We start from the raw sequence: 15238 nt of genomic DNA, 5'->3' as shown, positions 1-15238 counted from the left end.
CGCTTCGAGGACGATGAGGATCACCCGTTCTCGCCCGGCCGCGCCGCCTGCGCCCACTGATGGGCAAGGATCACGGCATGGATGCGGTCTCGCGCCTCGAGCTTGGCGAGCACGCGTCCGACGTGGGTCTTGACGGTCGACTCGCCCAGGAACAGTTCACGCGCGATCTCCGCGTTGGTGAGTCCGCGCGCGATCCCGTCGAAGACGTCACGTTCGCGTTCGGTGAGGACGACGTCGGGATCGGGTCCCGTCGGGGGAGCGGATGCCGGGCCGAGGCGCTCGATGACTCTCCTCGTCACTCGCGGCGCCAAGACCGCGTCGCCGCGATGAACCGCGCGCACGGCGCCCACGAGCTCCGCCCGCTGCGCGTCCTTCAACAGGAAGCCGCTCGCGCCGGCGTCGAGCGCGCCGAACGCGTACTCGTCGAGGTCGAAGGTCGTGAGCACCAGGACTCGGGTCTGTGGCAGTTCCGCGAGGATGCGCTCGGTGGCACGGATGCCGTCGAGCCGCGGCATCCGGACGTCCATCAGCACCACGTCGGGGCGGAGCAGGCGCGCTTCGGCGACGGCGCTCTCACCATCGCCCGCCTCTCCCACGACGACGAGGTCCGGTTCGCTCTCCAGGACGAGCCGGAAGCCGACGCGAATCAACTCCTGGTCGTCGACGAGAAGGATGCGCACGGGTTCGCTCATGGTTGGGGCTGTCCTTTCGCTGTCTCAGGCACCGTCGGATCCTCGGCGAGGGGGAGGGAGGCGCGAAGGCGCCAGAGAGCTCCTTCGGGGCCGACAGTGAGCTGTCCACCGGCGAGTTCGACGCGCTCGCGCAGTCCTCGAAGGCCGAATCCGCCGGGACGCGCCGCGGCGGTCACCCCGTCGTTGCGCACCTCCACGTCGACCGACTCGACGCCGACGGCGACGGTCACCGAGATCGTCGAGGCCGCCGGGGCGTGCCGCATCGCGTTGGTCACACCCTCCTGTACCACGCGGCCGACGGCGAGGCGCGTCGTGCGCGGCAGATCGTGAAGGGGTGCGCCCAGCGTCGTGATCTTCGACGTCACGGGGAATCCCGCGGCACGAGCCGCGTCGATCGCAGCGCTCGCGGCATCCTCATCCGGGGGCAGGAGCGGCGCCTCGGGGTCTGACTCGTCCCGCAGAACACCCAGCATCCCCCGCATCTCCTGGAGAGCGGCACGGGCCGTCTGCGAGGCCTGGAGCGTCGCTTGGCGTGCGCGTTCGGGGTCGGCGGTCGCGCCTGCGCCCTCGGTCAAGGCGACGATCACCGTCAACGAGTGCGAGACGATGTCGTGCATCTCGCGGGCGATCCGGGCACGTTCCGCGGCGGCAGCGATCTGACCCTGCTGATCGCGCTCGCGAAGCAGCTGACGGGAGCGATCGATGATCGCTTCGACATACCGCTTGCGATTGCCCACGTTCACGCCGACGAGTGTCCCGATCAGCGCCAGCGCGGCCTCGCCGATCACCGTGCTGACCGCGATCGGAAACTCGATCGTCGACGTCAGCACGAGCATCCCCGCCACGGCCGAGAGCGACCCGATGCCCAAGCCGAGACCCAGCCATGCCGCGCGCGACGATCGGTAGACCGCCAGCGAGTAACTGGTCACCAGCGGGAGCACTGACCCCACGGGCACCGGAGCGAACAGGAAGGCGATCGCCAGGACGTAGGAGGCGACGAAGACGGAGAGCGTCCACGTCCGCCGGCGGAGGAGCAGGGCCGAGCACACGGCGGTCAAGACGAGCAGGGGGACCGCGGTCGGGTGGAGCGGCCCGGTGCCGTCGGGGCCGCGGAAGGTCGTCGGCGGCGTGAGCGTCAGGAGGAGACACAGGAGGGCGATGGCGACGTCGGCCAGGACGGGGTGCCGCGACCAGAAGCGTCGGACGACCCCGGGCAGACGCGGCAGCCGCAGGTCGTCCTCCGGGGGAGGCGCATTGCGGCTGCGCGTCGACACGGCTCCGACTCTACGCGTCACGCGTGCGCAGGACCGCCCAGGCGCCGATGAGTGCCGCCGCGGCCCAGCCCAGGAGGGCGAGGAGGGCGGGCACCGTGTCCTCCGCACCCACCGACGTGAGAGTCTGTGAGGCGTTCGTCGGCAGGTACCGGCCGAGGTCCATGACCCACGCCCATCCCTCGCCGAACATCGAGAAGAGGCTGACGACGATCGGGGCGACGAACAGCACACCTACGGTGGCGGCGATCGCTCCCGCGCCGCTGCGGATGATGAAGCCGAATCCGACGCCGAGGAGAGCGAAGACCATCATCGACAGAACCGCGTACCCCACGGGGATCAGGGAAGACTCCGCATCGGTCCAGTCGATCGGCGTCGCCAGCAGCGGTGCCGTCGACACAGAAGCGATCGCGAAGATGAGGGCGGACGAGACGGCCATGAAGGCCGCCATGACCAGGGCCTTGGCTGCGAGCACGATGCCGCGGCGGGGGACGGCCGTGAGGGTCGAGCGGATCATCCCCGTCGAGTACTCCCCGGTCACCACGATCGCGCCCAGGATGCCCGCCACGAGCATCGTGAACTGCAGCGGTGCGACCACGGCCATGACGGGCGGGAAGCCGGGACCGAAGTCGGCCGACGCGGCCGCCATGAGCAGCGAGATGCCGACCGACAGCGCGGCAGCGACCGCGATCGACCACCAGGTCGAACGGAGGGAGACGAGTTTGATGGCCTCGCTCGACACGACACGAAGGAAGCTCAGGCGGGCAGCGGGCGCCTGCGCGGCGGCTCGCTGTTCGACGGGGGCGGTGAGAGTCATGACAGCTCCTGAGGAGAAGTGGTGCGGTACTCGACGGCGTCGCCCGTCAGGGCGAGGTAGGCGTCTTCGAGGGAACCGCTGGTGGGAGTGAGCTCGTGGAGAGGGATGCCGGCAGCGGCGGCGGCATCGCCGATGGACGGCGCGGAGACACCCTCGATGTGGAGGACGCCCTCTCCGCTGCTGGTGACGGTGACGCCGGCGCCGCCCTGTCGAGACAGCACGTCGGCGAGTTCGCTCGCACGCGGAGTGCGGACGAGCACGGTCGTTGCCGTCCACGCCGATACGAGCTCGGCCAGAGGCGCGTCGGCGAGCACCCGACCACGGCCCAGCACGATGACATGGTCGGCCGTCAGAGACATCTCGCTCATGAGGTGGCTCGACAGGAGTACCGTGCGGCCCTGAGATGCCTGGTAGCGCACGAACTGCCGCACCCAGCGCACCCCTTCCGGGTCGAGTCCGTTCACCGGCTCGTCGAGGATCAGCGTCTGCGGATCGCCCAGCAGCGCGGCGGCGATACCGAGGCGCTGCCCCATACCGAGGGAGAACTTGCCCGCTCGTCGTCCGGCGACAGAGGCGATGCCGGTGAGGTCGATCACTTCATCGACGCGCGAGCGCGGAAGTCCGTGGGTGGCGGCGATCGCGCGCAGGTGCGCGCGCGCACTCCGACCGGTGTGCACGGCCTTGGCGTCGAGCAGCACGCCGACCTCGGTCAGCGGAGCGCGCGACTCCCGGTACGGACGTCCGTTGACCGTGACCGCACCGGCCGTCGGCCGGTCCAATCCGACGATCATCCGCATGGTGGTCGATTTTCCGGCGCCGTTCGGGCCCAGGAAGCCGGTGACTTTGCCCGGCTGGACGGTGAAGGAGACGTCGGACACGGCCGTGTTGTCTCCGAACCTCTTCGTGAGGCGCTCTGCAACGATCATGCTTCGACGCTACGGAACCCGGGCCATCCCGCACATCCGCCGGGAGTACCGCAACGCGCAGAGGGCATCCCCCCGAAGGAGGATGCCCTCTGCGTCGACGGTGGACCTACTGGCTGTCGCGCTCCTGCACCGACAGCGCGCGCTCCACGCCCGCCAGGTTCTCGTGAACGAGGCGACGCAGCGCCGGCGGAGCGTCGCGGTGCTCGTCGAGCCAGCGCCGGGTGGCGTCACGCAGTTCGCGATTGGCGAGCGGCGCAGGATAGAGCCCCGTGATGAGGTAGTTGGCGATCTGGTAGGTGCGACTCTCCCAGATCGGCAGCAGCATCGAGAAGTAGTCGTCGACGAACGCGGACAGAGCCTCGACGCCGGCAGGGTGGACGAAGCCGAGCGCAGCGGAGCGGACGACGGTGTTCGGCAGATCCGGCGAATCGACGAGCGAGGCCCATGCCTCCCGCTTCGCGTCGACGGTCGGAAGCGCAGCCCGCGCTTGAGCGGCGAACTCGCCACCCTTCGCGGTGTTATCCGCCTCGAGCGCGCGATCGATCTCGGCCGCATCCACGGCGCCTCCTGCGGCGAGACCCACCAGGAGAGCCCACGACAGGTCGGCGTCGATCTCGAGACCCTCCAGCACCGTCTCGCCGTCGCGGAGGGAGCGCACCTGCGCCGTCTGGGCAGGCGTCGCCGCGGCCGACGCGAACGCCGTGACGAACTGGAGCTGACTGTCGCTTCCGGCCTCGGCATCCTGAGCCAGCTGCCACAGCGCGTCGGCGACCTTCACACGGGTCTGCGTCCTCCGGTCCGGCGCGACGTAGGCGTTGGCCGCCAGCTGCAGCTGGGCGAGCGTCGTGCGCATGGTGGTCGACTCGGTCTCCGCGCCGATGTTGCGCAGCAGGTCGACGTAATCGGATGCCGAGGCCTCGGCATCCCTCGTCTGATCCCACGCGGCACCCCACACGAGCGAGCGTGCGAGGGGGTCGCTGATCTTGCCGAGGTGCGCGATCGCCGTACTCAGCGACGTGTCGTCGAGGCGGATCTTCGCGTAGGCGAGATCTTCGTCGTTGAGCAGCACGAGGTCGGGGCGACGCAGACCCACCAGGTCGGAGACCTCGGTGAGGTCGCCGTCGACGTCGACCTCGACGTGGTGCGTGCGCACGAGAGCGTCGCCGTCGAGCGAGTAGAAGCCGACACCCAGGCGGTGCGGTCGGATGGTGGAGTAGTCCGCCGGCGCCGTCTGCACGACTGCGAAGCGGGTGATCGTGCCGGTCCCGTCGGTCTTGATCTCGGGCGAGAGGGTGTTCACTCCCGCCGTCTCCAGCCACTTCTTCGACCACGTCGTCAGCTCGCGACCGCTCGTCGTCTCGAGCTCCCGCAGGAGGTCGGACAGCTCGGTGTTGCCCCAGGCGTGCTTCTGGAAGTACGCGGCGACGCCCGCGAAGAACTCCTCGATGCCGACCCACGCCGCGAGCTGCTTGAGCACCGAGCCGCCCTTGGCGTAAGTGATGCCGTCGAAGTTCACCTGCACGTCTTCGAGGTCGTTGATCTCCGCGACGACGGGATGCGTGGAGGGGAGCTGGTCCTGGCGGTAGGCCCAGGACTTCTCCATCGCGTTAAAGGTGGTCCATGCCTCGGTCCACTCCGTCGCCTCGGCCGTGGCGATCGTGGAGGCCCACTCGGCGAACGACTCGTTCAGCCAGAGGTCGTTCCACCACTTCATGGTGACGAGGTCGCCGAACCACATGTGCGCGAGCTCGTGGAGGATCGTCACGACGCGACGCTCCTTGACCGCGTCGGTCACCTTGCTCCGGAACACGTAGGTCTCGGTGAAGGTCACCGCGCCGGCGTTCTCCATCGCGCCGGCGTTGAACTCCGGCACGAAGAGCTGGTCGTACTTCGCGAACGGGTAGGGGAACTGGAACTTCTCCTCGAAGTACGCGAATCCCTGACGCGTCTTGTCGAAGATGTAGTCGGCGTCGAGGTGGTGCCAGAGGCTCTTGCGGCCGTACACGCCGAGCGGGATGACCCGGCCGGAGGCGCTCGTCAGCTCGGAGAAGGTCGCCTCGTAGGGACCCGCGACCAGCGCCGTGATGTACGACGAGATGCGGGGCGTCGGCTCGAAGCTCCACGTCGCCGTGCCGTCACCGGCATCCACCGGCTCGGGCGTGGGGGAGTTGGAGACCACCTTCCATGCGGCGGGTGCCGTCACCGTGAACTGGAAGGTCGCCTTGAGGTCGGGCTGCTCGAAGACGGCGAACACGCGACGCGAGTCGGGCACCTCGAACTGCGAGTAGAGATAGACCTCGCCGTCGACGGGGTCGACGAAGCGGTGAAGGCCTTCGCCCGTGTTCGTGTACAGGCAGTCCGCGTCGACGATCAGCTCGTTGTCGGCCGCGAGACCGTCGAGCGGGATGCGGGCGTCGGCGAACGCGGACGCGTCGATCGAGCGGCCGTTGAGGGTGATCTCGTGCACCGAGCGGGCGATCAGGTCGATGAACGTCGAGGCTCCCGGGGTGGCCGAGAAGCGGACGACGGTGCGCGAGCGGAACACCTCCGGTCCGGTCGTCAGGTCGAGGGCCACCTCGTACGAGGCGGTGTCGACGAGGGCGCGGCGCTCCTGCGCCTCGCTGCGGGTGAGATTCTCTCCAGGCACGTACGTGTCTCCCAAGGGTCAGGGTGGATGCCGCGGGCAGGCGCTGCTGGCGCCGGCGGCAACTCGACCAGCCTACGCGGAGGCCGCCTCTCGACGCACATGGCTGCGGGCGTGCTCGATCGCGTCGGGCAGCGTGACGAACAGGTGACGATGGTCGCGCAACGAGGCGAGCACGCCCACCGTGCGGAACAGGTCTTCATGCCGAGGCTGCACCCCCTTGATCAGCACGGTCACCCCGCGACGCTCCAAGAGCTGGACGATGTCGCCGAGGATGCGGGCGCCCGTGGCGTCGACGACCTCGAGCTGGCTCATCCGGAGGATCACGACCGACACATCCCGCACCGCCGCCATCTCTTCCCGCACCCGGTCGGCGGCTGCGAACAGCAACGGGCCGTCGAACCGCATCACCGCGATCCGCTCATCACCGGGCACCGCATCGCCGTCGAGCTCCTCTCGATGGACTCCGGAGGCGCGAGACATGCTGCGAATCGCCACCACGCCCGCCAGGACGACGCCGATGACGACCGCCACGATGAGGTCGAAGGCGACCGTGATGGTCGCCGTCACGACGAAAGCGATCGCATCCGAGCGTGTGGAGGACATGATGGCGCGGACGGTGCCGACGTGCACCATGCGGACGGCGGTCACCATCAGCACTCCGGCCAGCGCCGCGAGGGGGATGCGGCCTACTGGACCCGAGGCGAGCAGCACGATGATCAACAGCACCACCGAGTGGAACGCGGCGGCGACGCGGGTGCGTCCTCCCGACCGCACGTTCAGCGCCGTCCGCGCGATGGCGCCGGTCGCCGGCATCCCTCCGAAGATCGCCGAGCCGACCGATGCGAGGCCCTGTCCGAGGAGCTCACGGTCGGGGTCGTACGCGCCGGTGTCGGCCATCGAAGCGGCGACGCGGGCCGAGAGCAACGACTCGATGGCGGCCAGTGCGGCGACGGTCACCGCCGGGAGGAGCAGTGCCGGGACGAGCGAGGGATCGATCCGCGGGAGGGCAGGCACGGGAAGGGAACCGGGGAGGCTCCCGATCACCGCGAGCGGTGTCGTCACCACCGACGCCGCCGCGGTGACGGCGACGATGGCGATCAGAGACCCCGGGACGGCGGGATGGATGCGGGGTGCGATCCACATCAGGGACGCGACGATGAGCGCGACCCCGGCGGCCCAGGGCAGATAGCGGATGTCGACGGCGGCAAGCGCCTGAACCGCGGCGACGATCGCGTTCGCGCTGTGCGCATCCGCCGGTAGGCGAGTCGCGGAGACGAGGCTCGGCACCTGCTGGAAGAAGATGATGACGGCGATACCGAGAGTGAAGCCCTCGATCACGGGCCAGGGGATGACGGCGACGACGCGTCCGAGTCGGAGCAGGCCCGCGGCGGCCACGATCGCGCCGGCGAGGAGTGTGACGACGAGCACCGCGCTCGGCCCATTCGTCGCGACGATCGGGAGGAGCACCACGGCCATCGCGCCCGTGGGGCCGGAGACCTGAACGGGGGAGCCGCCGAACACGGCAGCGATGATCCCGGCGATGATCGCCGTGACCAGTCCCGCCTCGGCGCTCAGTCCCGCACTCGCCCCGAATCCGAGCGCCAGGGGCAACGCGACGATGCCGACGGTCAGGCCGGACAGGAGATCACGGCGCCACGTGGTCCGGATGCCGGCGTAGTCGTGGCGCGACGGCAGGAGGGTTCGGGCATGCGCGATCGCACGCGTGCTGCGACTCACGGATGCTCCGTCGCTCACGCGGAGGACCGATCGCCGATGACCGGGAGCGTGCGGGCGTCGGCCAGGAGCGCGCGCTCGTCGGAGAGGACGCCGATCAGCAACTCGCGTGCCGTGGCCAGCAGACGAGCCACTGCCGGATCGGCCAGGCGGTAGTAGACATGGCGGGCACGGCGCTCACTGAGCACCAGACGGTGCCGGCGGAGGACGGCGAGGTGCTGAGAGAGATGAGACGGCTCCAGTCCCGTCTCTTCTTGGAGGAACGCGACGGTGACCTCGGGTTGCGCGGCCAGCAATTCGAGCACGCGGATGCGGAAGGGATGCGCGAGGCCCTTGAAGAGGTTGGCTTTCACCTCGTACAGCGGGCGCTGACGGGAGGATAGTGACATGATGGAACCATCATATGACGGAGGGCGCGTCGTGCTTCGCTCCTAGGATGGAGGTCATGCGCATCCACATCGCCACCGATCACGCGGGCCTCGAGTTCTCGACGCAGCTGCAGCACCATCTCGCGGCGCAGGGCCACGACGTCGTCGATCACGGCCCGGTGGAGTATGACCCGCTCGACGACTACCCGGCGTTCTGCATTCGTGCCGCTCAGGCCGTCGTGCGCGATCAGGCAGCGGGAGTGGAGACGCTCGGGGTCGTCTTCGGCGGCTCGGGCAATGGCGAGCAGATCGCAGCGAACAAGGTGCGTGGGGTGCGTGCCGCGCTGGTCTGGAACCTCGCGACGGCGGAGCTGGCGCGGGAGCACAACGACGCGAACGTCATCGCGATCGGTGCTCGGCAGCACACGTTCGACGAGGCGGTGTCCTTCATCGACCGCTTCATCGCCACGCCGTTCTCGGGCGAGGAGCGGCATGCGCGGCGCATCGCGCAGCTCGCGGCCTACGAGACGGACGGCACGCTCGCACCGGACCCGCGCGCCTGATGCCCGAAGGCCACTCCGTCCATCGCATCGCTCGCCAGTTCGACCGCAACGTCGTGGGAAAGCGCGTAGCGGCATCCAGTCCGCAGGGGCGCTTCGCCGAGGGCGCTGCCGTGATCGACGGGCGCACGGCATCCCGCGTCCGGGCGGTCGGCAAGCAGATGTTCCTGGAGTTCGACGACGACCTGTGGCTGCGTGTGCACCTGGGCATGTACGGGGCGTGGGACTTCGCCGGCGAGATCCTCGTCGACCCCACGATCGCCTCGGCGAACGGGCGCATGGGACAGACGAATCAGCGCGGTACCGAACTGGAAACGGTGCTCGACGCGGCGGGCGAGAACTCGCTCAGCTCCATCGGCGCGCCGCGGCGCGCGCGCGTGCACGTGCGGATGAGCGAACAGACCACCGGGTTGGGCGACGAGGACGCCCCGTGGCCCCCGCCCGTCGTCGGGCAGGTGCGCTTGCGTCTGCTCACCGACGTGACGAGCGCCGACCTGCGCGGGCCGACGGCGTGCGAGCTGCAGACGCCCGACGAGGTGCAGGCCACGATCGCGAAGCTCGGTCCCGACCCGCTCGTGGACGACGTCGATGAGGGCGAGCAGCGCTTCGTGGAGGTCGTTCGACGCAAGCCCACGCCGATCGGTCTGCTCCTCATGGACCAGTCGGTGGTCAGCGGCATCGGCAACGTCTACCGTGCCGAGCTGCTGTTCCGAGCACGTCTGAACCCGCACACGCCCGGACGGGATGTCGCGGAGCACACGGTGCGGTCGCTGTGGCGGGATTGGGTGCGTCTCCTTTCGATCGGGGTCGAGACCGGCCAGATGATGACGATGGACGATCTCGACCCGGAGGCGTATCGCCGCGCGATGGCCCATCGCGACGACCGGCACTGGGTGTACCACCGCGCGGGCCTGCCGTGCCGGGTGTGCGGAACGGCGGTCGTGCTCGAGGAGATGAGCGCCCGCAAGCTCTACTGGTGCCCCTCGTGCCAGCGCTGAAGAACACGTGAGGATGCCATGAGACAAAATCCCAGTTTTGCGATGACCGACATCGTCGAGCTTCGACGCATCATCGCGGAGCACCCCTGGGTTACGCTCGTGAGCGACACGCCGGACGGTCTCGTCGCCTCGCACTACGCGGTGCTGCTGGACGAAGGCGCCGACGACCTCACGATCGTCGGCCATGTCGGCAAGCCCGACGACCTCATCCACGGACTGGGAGAGCGCGAGCTCCTCGTGGTCGTCCAGGGGCCGCACGGGTACATCTCGCCCGGCTGGTACCCGCCCGGTCCGAACGTGCCGACGTGGAACTTCGTATCCGTCCACCTCGCCGGGGTGCCCGAGATCCTCAGCACGGAGGAGAACCTCGCTGTACTCGAGCTGCTGGTGGCGCGGTTCGAGTCGGCGATGCCCGGCCCGCGCCTGATGTGGGAGCCTCCCAACGACGAGGACTTCGTTCGTCGCCTGGAGCGCGGCACCGTCGGGTTCCGCCTGCGCCCCACCCGCGTCACCGCCAAACGCAAGCTGAGCCAGAACCGACCCGACGAGGTCGTGGACACGATCATCGCGCAACTCGAAGACGGCGCCGGCCCCTACGCCGACCCTCGACTGCCCGGCGAGATGCGCCGAGCGCACGACGCGCTGCGGCAAGCGCGGTCCGCACAGGCGGAGAAGGGGGAGGCGACGCGATGACGCACGATCGACTCTTCGCGGGCGAACACGCCGACGTCATCACCGACGTGCACCTCACGGGCGCGGATCGACTGGACCCCTTCGGCGCCGACCCCGTCGACGTGCACCTGCGCGACGGACGGATCGTCGACATCGCTCCCGCCGGTGCGCTGCCCCGCACGGGGGCCATGCTCGACGGGCAGGGCGGCTGGCTCATCCCGGGACTCTGGGACCATCACGTCCACACCGTCCAGTGGGCGCTCGTCGCCCAGCGGCAACCTCTCGGTGAAGCGGAGTCGGCGGCGCATGCGGCACGCCTGATGGCATCCGCCGACGTCCTCGGCGACGGACGACGCGTCGGTACGGGGTTCCGTGATGCCCTGTGGCCGGATGCCATGACGCTCGGCGTGCTCGATGCCGCGACGGGCGAGGTGCCCACCTACCTCATCAACGCCGACGTGCACAGCGTCTGGCTGAACTCGGCCGCCCTCCGCCGCGAGGGATTCGAGGCGGCGGACGGCGTGCTGCGCGAGGAGCCCGCCTTCGAGATCTCGCGACGCCTGAACGCGGCCGACCCCGCGGTGGGCGACGCGCTCGTCGCCCGCTCCCTGGGGGAGGCGGCCTCGCGGGGCATCGTCGGGGTCGTCGACCTCGACATGGCGTGGAACGCCGAAGCGTGGGCTCGTCGCCTCGAGACGGGATTCGATACGACTCGCGTCTCGTTCGGCGTGTATCCCGCGTTGCTCGACCGCGCGATCTCCGAGGGCCTCGAGACCGGCGATGCGCTCGACCCTGCTGGACTCGTGCGCATGGGGCCGTTCAAGGTGATCACCGACGGTTCGCTCGGCACCCGCACGGCAGCATGCTCCCACGCCTATCCCGGCGATCCCCACAATCACGGTCTGCTCACGGTTCCACCCGACGAGCTTCAGGAGCTCATGATGCGCGCGACCGGCGCCGGGCTCGCGTGCGCCGTACACGCCATCGGCGACCTTGCCAATACCTACGCGCTCGACGCCTTTGCGGCCACCGGCGCCCGCGGCACGGTCGAACACGCGCAGCTCGTCGCGCACGCCGACGTCACGCGCTTCGCCCGTCTCGGGGTCGGCGCGAGTGTGCAGCCCGAGCATGCGATCGACGATCGCGACATGACCGACACGATCTGGGCCGACCAGACCGCCGTGCCGTACCCGTTGCGCGCCCTCGCCGACGCGGGGGCAAATCTCCTCTTCGGCTCCGACGCGCCGGTGTCTCCGCTGGACCCCTGGGCGGCGATGGCCGCCGCCGTGCACCGCACCCGCGACGGACGGCCGGCGTGGCGACCCGACCAGGGCGTCGACGCTGCGACAGCGCTTGCGGCATCCACCGCGGGGGGATCGCACACCGGCAGCGCCCTCCACCCCGGGTCGCTCGCGGACCTGGCCGTGGTGGACCGAGACCCGCTCACCGCCGACGAGACGGGGATGCGCGCCACCCGAGTATCGGCGACGCTCCTCGCGGGGCGTCTCACACACCGCGCCTGACAGCACGACGGCCCCGGGTGCTCAGTGAGCGCGTCGGGGCCGTCGTGTCTCGAGACTTACTCGGCGATGTGCGCGAACAGGAACCAGCGGTCCTTGTCCAGGCCCGCCTTGATCCCGATCGCGACGTCCTGGCTCGTGAGGTCGGTCTCGTCGAGGCCGTCGATCGCTGCCTGAACGTCGGCGAGCACGGCATCCATGTCGGCGATGACGGCGCGGATCTCGTCCTGCCACTGTGCGAAGCCGGCCGGCACCGCGGTCGTCGTCTTCTCGGCGACGGTCGATACCCGCGCGTCGATCGGCAGGCCGAGCGCCACGATCCGTTCGGCCGCGAGGTCGGCGGAGGCCTGCGCGTTCGCGACGAGGGTGTCGAGGAGTTCGTGGATGGCGATGAAGTTGCTGCCGCGCACGTTCCAGTGCGCCTGCTTGCCATTGACGGCGAGGGCCTGCAGGCCGAGCACGACGGGGCTCAGCAGCTGAGCGGTGCTCGTAGCGGCCTCGGTGCCGGCGATCGTTGCGGGAATGGTCTGCGTCTTGGTCATGATTCTCTTCGCCTCCGTAAGTGCAGGGTTCAGCCCTGTGCTGAGTGAAACGCTACTCACCGTGAGGCATTCCGCAAGGAAGAGAAGGCTCCGCTTACCGCGCGTCTCAGGGGTGTGTAGGGTCGCTGGCATGATCGCCGCCGACGCCACCGTCCTCACCGTTGCCGGGAAGGCACCGTCGCTTTCAGACAGCTCATTCGTCGCGTCGGGGGCGCGCATCGTCGGGGACGTCGCGCTCGGCGAGGGCGCGAGCGTCTGGTACAACGCGGTCCTTCGCGGCGACAGCGCCTCGATCACGGTGGGGGAGGGCAGCAACCTGCAGGACAACGTGTCGGTGCACGTGGACGCCGATCACCCCGTCGTCATCGGACGCGACGTGTCGGTCGGGCACAACGCGGTCGTGCACGGGTGCGTCATCGGTGACGGGTCGCTGATCGGCATGGGAAGCGTCGTGCTGTCGGGAGCGCGCATCGGCAGCGGATGCCTCGTCGCGGGCGGAGCAGTGGTGCTCGAAGGCGCCGTGATCCCGGACGGTTCGCTCGTGGCGGGCGTGCCGGCCGCCGTGAGACGGCAGCTCACCGCGGAGGAACGCGACGGCATCCTGCGCAACGCGCTGATCTACCGGGAGCACTCCCGCACGCACGCCGAAGCGGCGGGCGCGGAGCGCGAGAGGTGAGGTGGAGGGGATGACGGGAATCGAACCCGCACCATCAGTTTGGAAGACTGAGGCTCTACCATTGAGCTACATCCCCGAGGCCGTGTGACGGCGCCTCGAAAGAGTGTACAGGGCGATGTCGGCTAGACTTGCCACCGGTCGTTTTCGACGCACGTGCATGTGCGCGACCCGGGGCGTAGCTCAGCTTGGTAGAGCGCCCGCTTTGGGAGCGGGAGGCCGCAGGTTCAAATCCTGTCGCCCCGACCACGGCCCGAACAGACCCAGAACCAGACCACACACGGATGCGCACGCGCGCGTCCGGACTTGAGGAGAACAACAGGCATGGTCACGAGCACCGTCGAGAAGCTCAGCCCGACGCGGGTGAAGCTGCACATCACGGTCACCCCGGATGAGCTGAAGCCCAGCATCGCGCACGCTTACGAGCACATCGCTCAGGACGTCCAGATCCCCGGCTTCCGCAAGGGCAAGGTCCCCGCGCCGATCATCGACCAGCGCGTCGGTCGCGGTGCGGTCATCGAGCACGCCGTCAGCGAAGGCCTCGACGGCTTCTACCGCGAGGCCGTCGCCGCCAACGAGGTGCGCACGGTGGGCCGCCCGTCGGCCGAGGTCATCGACTGGCCGAGCGACAAGGACTTCTCGGGCGACCTCAAGGTCGAGGTCGAGGTCGACGTCCGCCCCGAGTTCGACCTTCCCGCCCTCGACGGCATCACGCTCGAGGTCGACGCCGTCGAGACCGATGACGCCGCCGTGGAGGCCGAGCTCGATCGCCTGCGCGGTCGTTTCGGCACCCTCGTGACCGTCGACCGTCCCGCCGCCACCGGCGACTTCGTCGAGCTCGACCTCGTCGCCACCATCGACGGCAACCAGATCGATCGCGCCGAGGGCGTGTCGTACGAGGTGGGCTCGGGCGAGCTCCTCGAGGGCATCGACGAGGCCGTCGAGTCGCTCACCGCGGGTGAGGAGACCACGTTCCGCTCGAAGCTCGTGGGCGGCGACCACGCCGGCCAGGAGGCCGAGGTCGCCGTGACGGTGAAGTCGGTCAAGGAGCGCGAGCTCGCCGAGGCCGACGACGACTTCGCGCAGATCGCCAGCGAGTTCGACACCATCGCCGAACTGCGCGAGAGCATCGCCGGCCGCCTCTCCGAGCAGTCCGTCTACGTGCAGGGCGCCGCTGCGCGCGACAAGCTCGTCGACGCGCTGATCGAGAAGGTCGACATCCCCGTTCCGGCACAGCTCGTCGAGGACGAGGTGCACCAGCACCTCGAGGGCGAAGGCCGACTCGAGGACGACGTGCACCGCGCCGAGGTCACCGAGGCCAGCCAGAAGCAGTTCCGCACGCAGATGATCCTCGACAAGCTGGCCGAGTCCAGCGACGTCCAGGTCTCGCAGGAGGAACTGACCCAGTACCTCATCCAGTCCGCTGCGCAGTACGGCATGGCTCCGCAGGAGTTCGTCGACGCACTGCAGCAGAACGGTCAGCTGCCGCTCATGGTCGGCGAGGTCGCCCGCAACAAGGCCCTCGCGATCGCCCTCGGCAAGGTCAAGGTCGTCGACACCAACGGCAAGGCGGTCGACCTGACCGGCTTCGTCGCGACGGACGACGACGCCGACGCTGAGGGCGACGCGCCCGCAGCGGACGCCGAGGCCGAGAAGCCGGCCAAGAAGCCCGCAGCCAAGAAGGCTCCCGCGAAGAAGCCCGCCGCCAAGAAGGCTGCCGAGAAGTCGTCGGACGACGCGGATGCCGCGGCCGAGAAGCCCGCGAAGAAGGCTCCCGCGAAGAAGGCTCCGGCCAAGAAGGCCGACGCCGAGTAAACG

At 69.5% G+C, this 15238-nt stretch carries 14 protein-coding genes and 2 tRNA genes; 7 read left to right on the top strand and 9 right to left on the bottom strand.

The window, feature by feature from the left end:
- Positions 1-20 precede the first annotated feature (20 nt).
- The 7 genes from ACSQ18_RS07545 to ACSQ18_RS07515 all read right to left on the bottom strand — a co-directional run bounded on the left by ACSQ18_RS07545 (position 21) and on the right by ACSQ18_RS07515 (position 8476).
- Positions 21-692 (bottom strand): response regulator, encoded by a 672-nt coding sequence (locus tag ACSQ18_RS07545; protein WP_436036553.1) that lies wholly within the window; start codon positions 690-692, stop codon positions 21-23.
- Positions 689-1966 carry a sensor histidine kinase gene (locus tag ACSQ18_RS07540; protein WP_436036552.1) on the bottom strand — a complete coding sequence of 426 codons (1278 nt, stop codon included), beginning with the start codon at positions 1964-1966 and terminating at the stop codon, positions 689-691. The genes ACSQ18_RS07545 and ACSQ18_RS07540 overlap by 4 nt, the downstream gene beginning before the upstream one ends.
- 10 nt (positions 1967-1976) lie before the next feature.
- Positions 1977-2780: an ABC transporter permease gene (locus ACSQ18_RS07535; RefSeq protein WP_436036551.1), complete on the bottom strand. Its 804-nt coding sequence runs from the start codon at positions 2778-2780 to the stop codon at positions 1977-1979.
- Positions 2777-3706 carry an ABC transporter ATP-binding protein gene (locus tag ACSQ18_RS07530; RefSeq protein ID WP_436036550.1) on the bottom strand — a complete coding sequence of 310 codons (930 nt, stop codon included), beginning with the start codon at positions 3704-3706 and terminating at the stop codon, positions 2777-2779. The genes ACSQ18_RS07535 and ACSQ18_RS07530 overlap by 4 nt, the downstream gene beginning before the upstream one ends.
- A gap of 106 nt (positions 3707-3812) precedes the next feature.
- Positions 3813-6353, bottom strand: a complete 2541-nt coding sequence (gene pepN / locus ACSQ18_RS07525; protein WP_436036549.1) for an aminopeptidase N — start codon at positions 6351-6353, stop codon at positions 3813-3815.
- 72 nt (positions 6354-6425) lie between these two features.
- Positions 6426-8090: a SulP family inorganic anion transporter gene (locus ACSQ18_RS07520; RefSeq protein ID WP_436036548.1), complete on the bottom strand. Its 1665-nt coding sequence runs from the start codon at positions 8088-8090 to the stop codon at positions 6426-6428.
- A 14-nt stretch (positions 8091-8104) separates the two neighbouring features.
- Positions 8105-8476, bottom strand: a complete 372-nt coding sequence (locus tag ACSQ18_RS07515) for an ArsR/SmtB family transcription factor (protein ID WP_144807949.1) — start codon at positions 8474-8476, stop codon at positions 8105-8107.
- Between the two features lie 56 nt (positions 8477-8532).
- Between ACSQ18_RS07515 and ACSQ18_RS07510 the strand changes: the two genes are divergently transcribed.
- From ACSQ18_RS07510 to ACSQ18_RS07495, 4 genes are read left to right on the top strand one after another with little or no spacing between them, the layout of a single operon-like run.
- A complete protein-coding gene (locus tag ACSQ18_RS07510) occupies positions 8533-9018 on the top strand; it encodes a ribose-5-phosphate isomerase (protein WP_144807948.1) in 486 nt (161 codons plus the stop codon).
- Positions 9018-10013, top strand: coding sequence for an Fpg/Nei family DNA glycosylase (locus ACSQ18_RS07505; protein WP_436036547.1), 996 nt, complete (start codon positions 9018-9020; stop codon positions 10011-10013). Before ACSQ18_RS07510 ends, ACSQ18_RS07505 begins: the two co-directional genes overlap by 1 nt.
- An 18-nt stretch (positions 10014-10031) precedes the next feature.
- Positions 10032-10706, top strand: coding sequence for an FMN-binding negative transcriptional regulator (locus tag ACSQ18_RS07500; RefSeq protein ID WP_436036546.1), 675 nt, complete (start codon positions 10032-10034; stop codon positions 10704-10706).
- On the top strand, positions 10703-12208 hold the full coding sequence (locus ACSQ18_RS07495) for an amidohydrolase (RefSeq protein ID WP_436036544.1): 1506 nt from the start codon (positions 10703-10705) through the stop codon (positions 12206-12208). Before ACSQ18_RS07500 ends, ACSQ18_RS07495 begins: the two co-directional genes overlap by 4 nt.
- A 56-nt stretch (positions 12209-12264) precedes the next feature.
- Here the strand turns inward: ACSQ18_RS07495 and ACSQ18_RS07490 are convergent, their stop codons facing one another.
- Positions 12265-12747, bottom strand: coding sequence for a Dps family protein (locus ACSQ18_RS07490; protein WP_436036543.1), 483 nt, complete (start codon positions 12745-12747; stop codon positions 12265-12267).
- 130 nt (positions 12748-12877) lie between these two features.
- Here ACSQ18_RS07490 and ACSQ18_RS07485 point away from each other — a divergent pair, with 130 nt between their 5' ends.
- Positions 12878-13423, top strand: coding sequence for a gamma carbonic anhydrase family protein (locus tag ACSQ18_RS07485; protein WP_436036541.1), 546 nt, complete (start codon positions 12878-12880; stop codon positions 13421-13423).
- A gap of 2 nt (positions 13424-13425) precedes the next feature.
- On the opposite strand, the gene ACSQ18_RS07480 is transcribed toward ACSQ18_RS07485, so the two are convergent.
- Positions 13426-13499: transfer RNA gene (locus ACSQ18_RS07480), tRNA-Gly, on the bottom strand.
- A 93-nt stretch (positions 13500-13592) separates the two neighbouring features.
- Here ACSQ18_RS07480 and ACSQ18_RS07475 point away from each other — a divergent pair.
- Positions 13593-13669 (top strand) — tRNA-Pro (locus ACSQ18_RS07475).
- 75 nt (positions 13670-13744) lie between these two features.
- On the top strand, positions 13745-15235 hold the full coding sequence (gene tig / locus ACSQ18_RS07470; RefSeq protein WP_436036539.1) for a trigger factor: 1491 nt from the start codon (positions 13745-13747) through the stop codon (positions 15233-15235).
- Positions 15236-15238: the final 3 nt, after the last annotated feature.

Source organism: Microbacterium sp. LjRoot45, from assembly GCF_964253325.1.
In the GTDB taxonomy this organism is placed as follows: domain Bacteria; phylum Actinomycetota; class Actinomycetes; order Actinomycetales; family Microbacteriaceae; genus Microbacterium.
Note: the sequence above shows the minus strand (reverse complement) of the source record. Positions and strands in the feature narration are given on the sequence as shown.

What these genes read in the sequence shown, in the direction of transcription:
- ACSQ18_RS07545 (WP_436036553.1), bottom strand. Translation starts at nt 692, where the DNA reads ATGAGCGAACCCGTGCGCATCCTTCTCGTCGACGACCAGGAGTTGATT.
- ACSQ18_RS07535 (WP_436036551.1), bottom strand. Translation starts at nt 2,780, where the DNA reads ATGACTCTCACCGCCCCCGTCGAACAGCGAGCCGCCGCGCAGGCGCCC.
- ACSQ18_RS07530 (WP_436036550.1), bottom strand. Translation starts at nt 3,706, where the DNA reads ATGATCGTTGCAGAGCGCCTCACGAAGAGGTTCGGAGACAACACGGCC.
- ACSQ18_RS07515 (WP_144807949.1), bottom strand. Translation starts at nt 8,476, where the DNA reads ATGTCACTATCCTCCCGTCAGCGCCCGCTGTACGAGGTGAAAGCCAAC.
- ACSQ18_RS07510 (WP_144807948.1), top strand. Translation starts at nt 8,533, where the DNA reads ATGCGCATCCACATCGCCACCGATCACGCGGGCCTCGAGTTCTCGACG.
- ACSQ18_RS07505 (WP_436036547.1), top strand. Translation starts at nt 9,018, where the DNA reads ATGCCCGAAGGCCACTCCGTCCATCGCATCGCTCGCCAGTTCGACCGC.
- ACSQ18_RS07500 (WP_436036546.1), top strand. Translation starts at nt 10,032, where the DNA reads ATGAGACAAAATCCCAGTTTTGCGATGACCGACATCGTCGAGCTTCGA.
- ACSQ18_RS07495 (WP_436036544.1), top strand. Translation starts at nt 10,703, where the DNA reads ATGACGCACGATCGACTCTTCGCGGGCGAACACGCCGACGTCATCACC.
- ACSQ18_RS07490 (WP_436036543.1), bottom strand. Translation starts at nt 12,747, where the DNA reads ATGACCAAGACGCAGACCATTCCCGCAACGATCGCCGGCACCGAGGCC.
- ACSQ18_RS07485 (WP_436036541.1), top strand. Translation starts at nt 12,878, where the DNA reads ATGATCGCCGCCGACGCCACCGTCCTCACCGTTGCCGGGAAGGCACCG.
- tig (WP_436036539.1), top strand. Translation starts at nt 13,745, where the DNA reads ATGGTCACGAGCACCGTCGAGAAGCTCAGCCCGACGCGGGTGAAGCTG.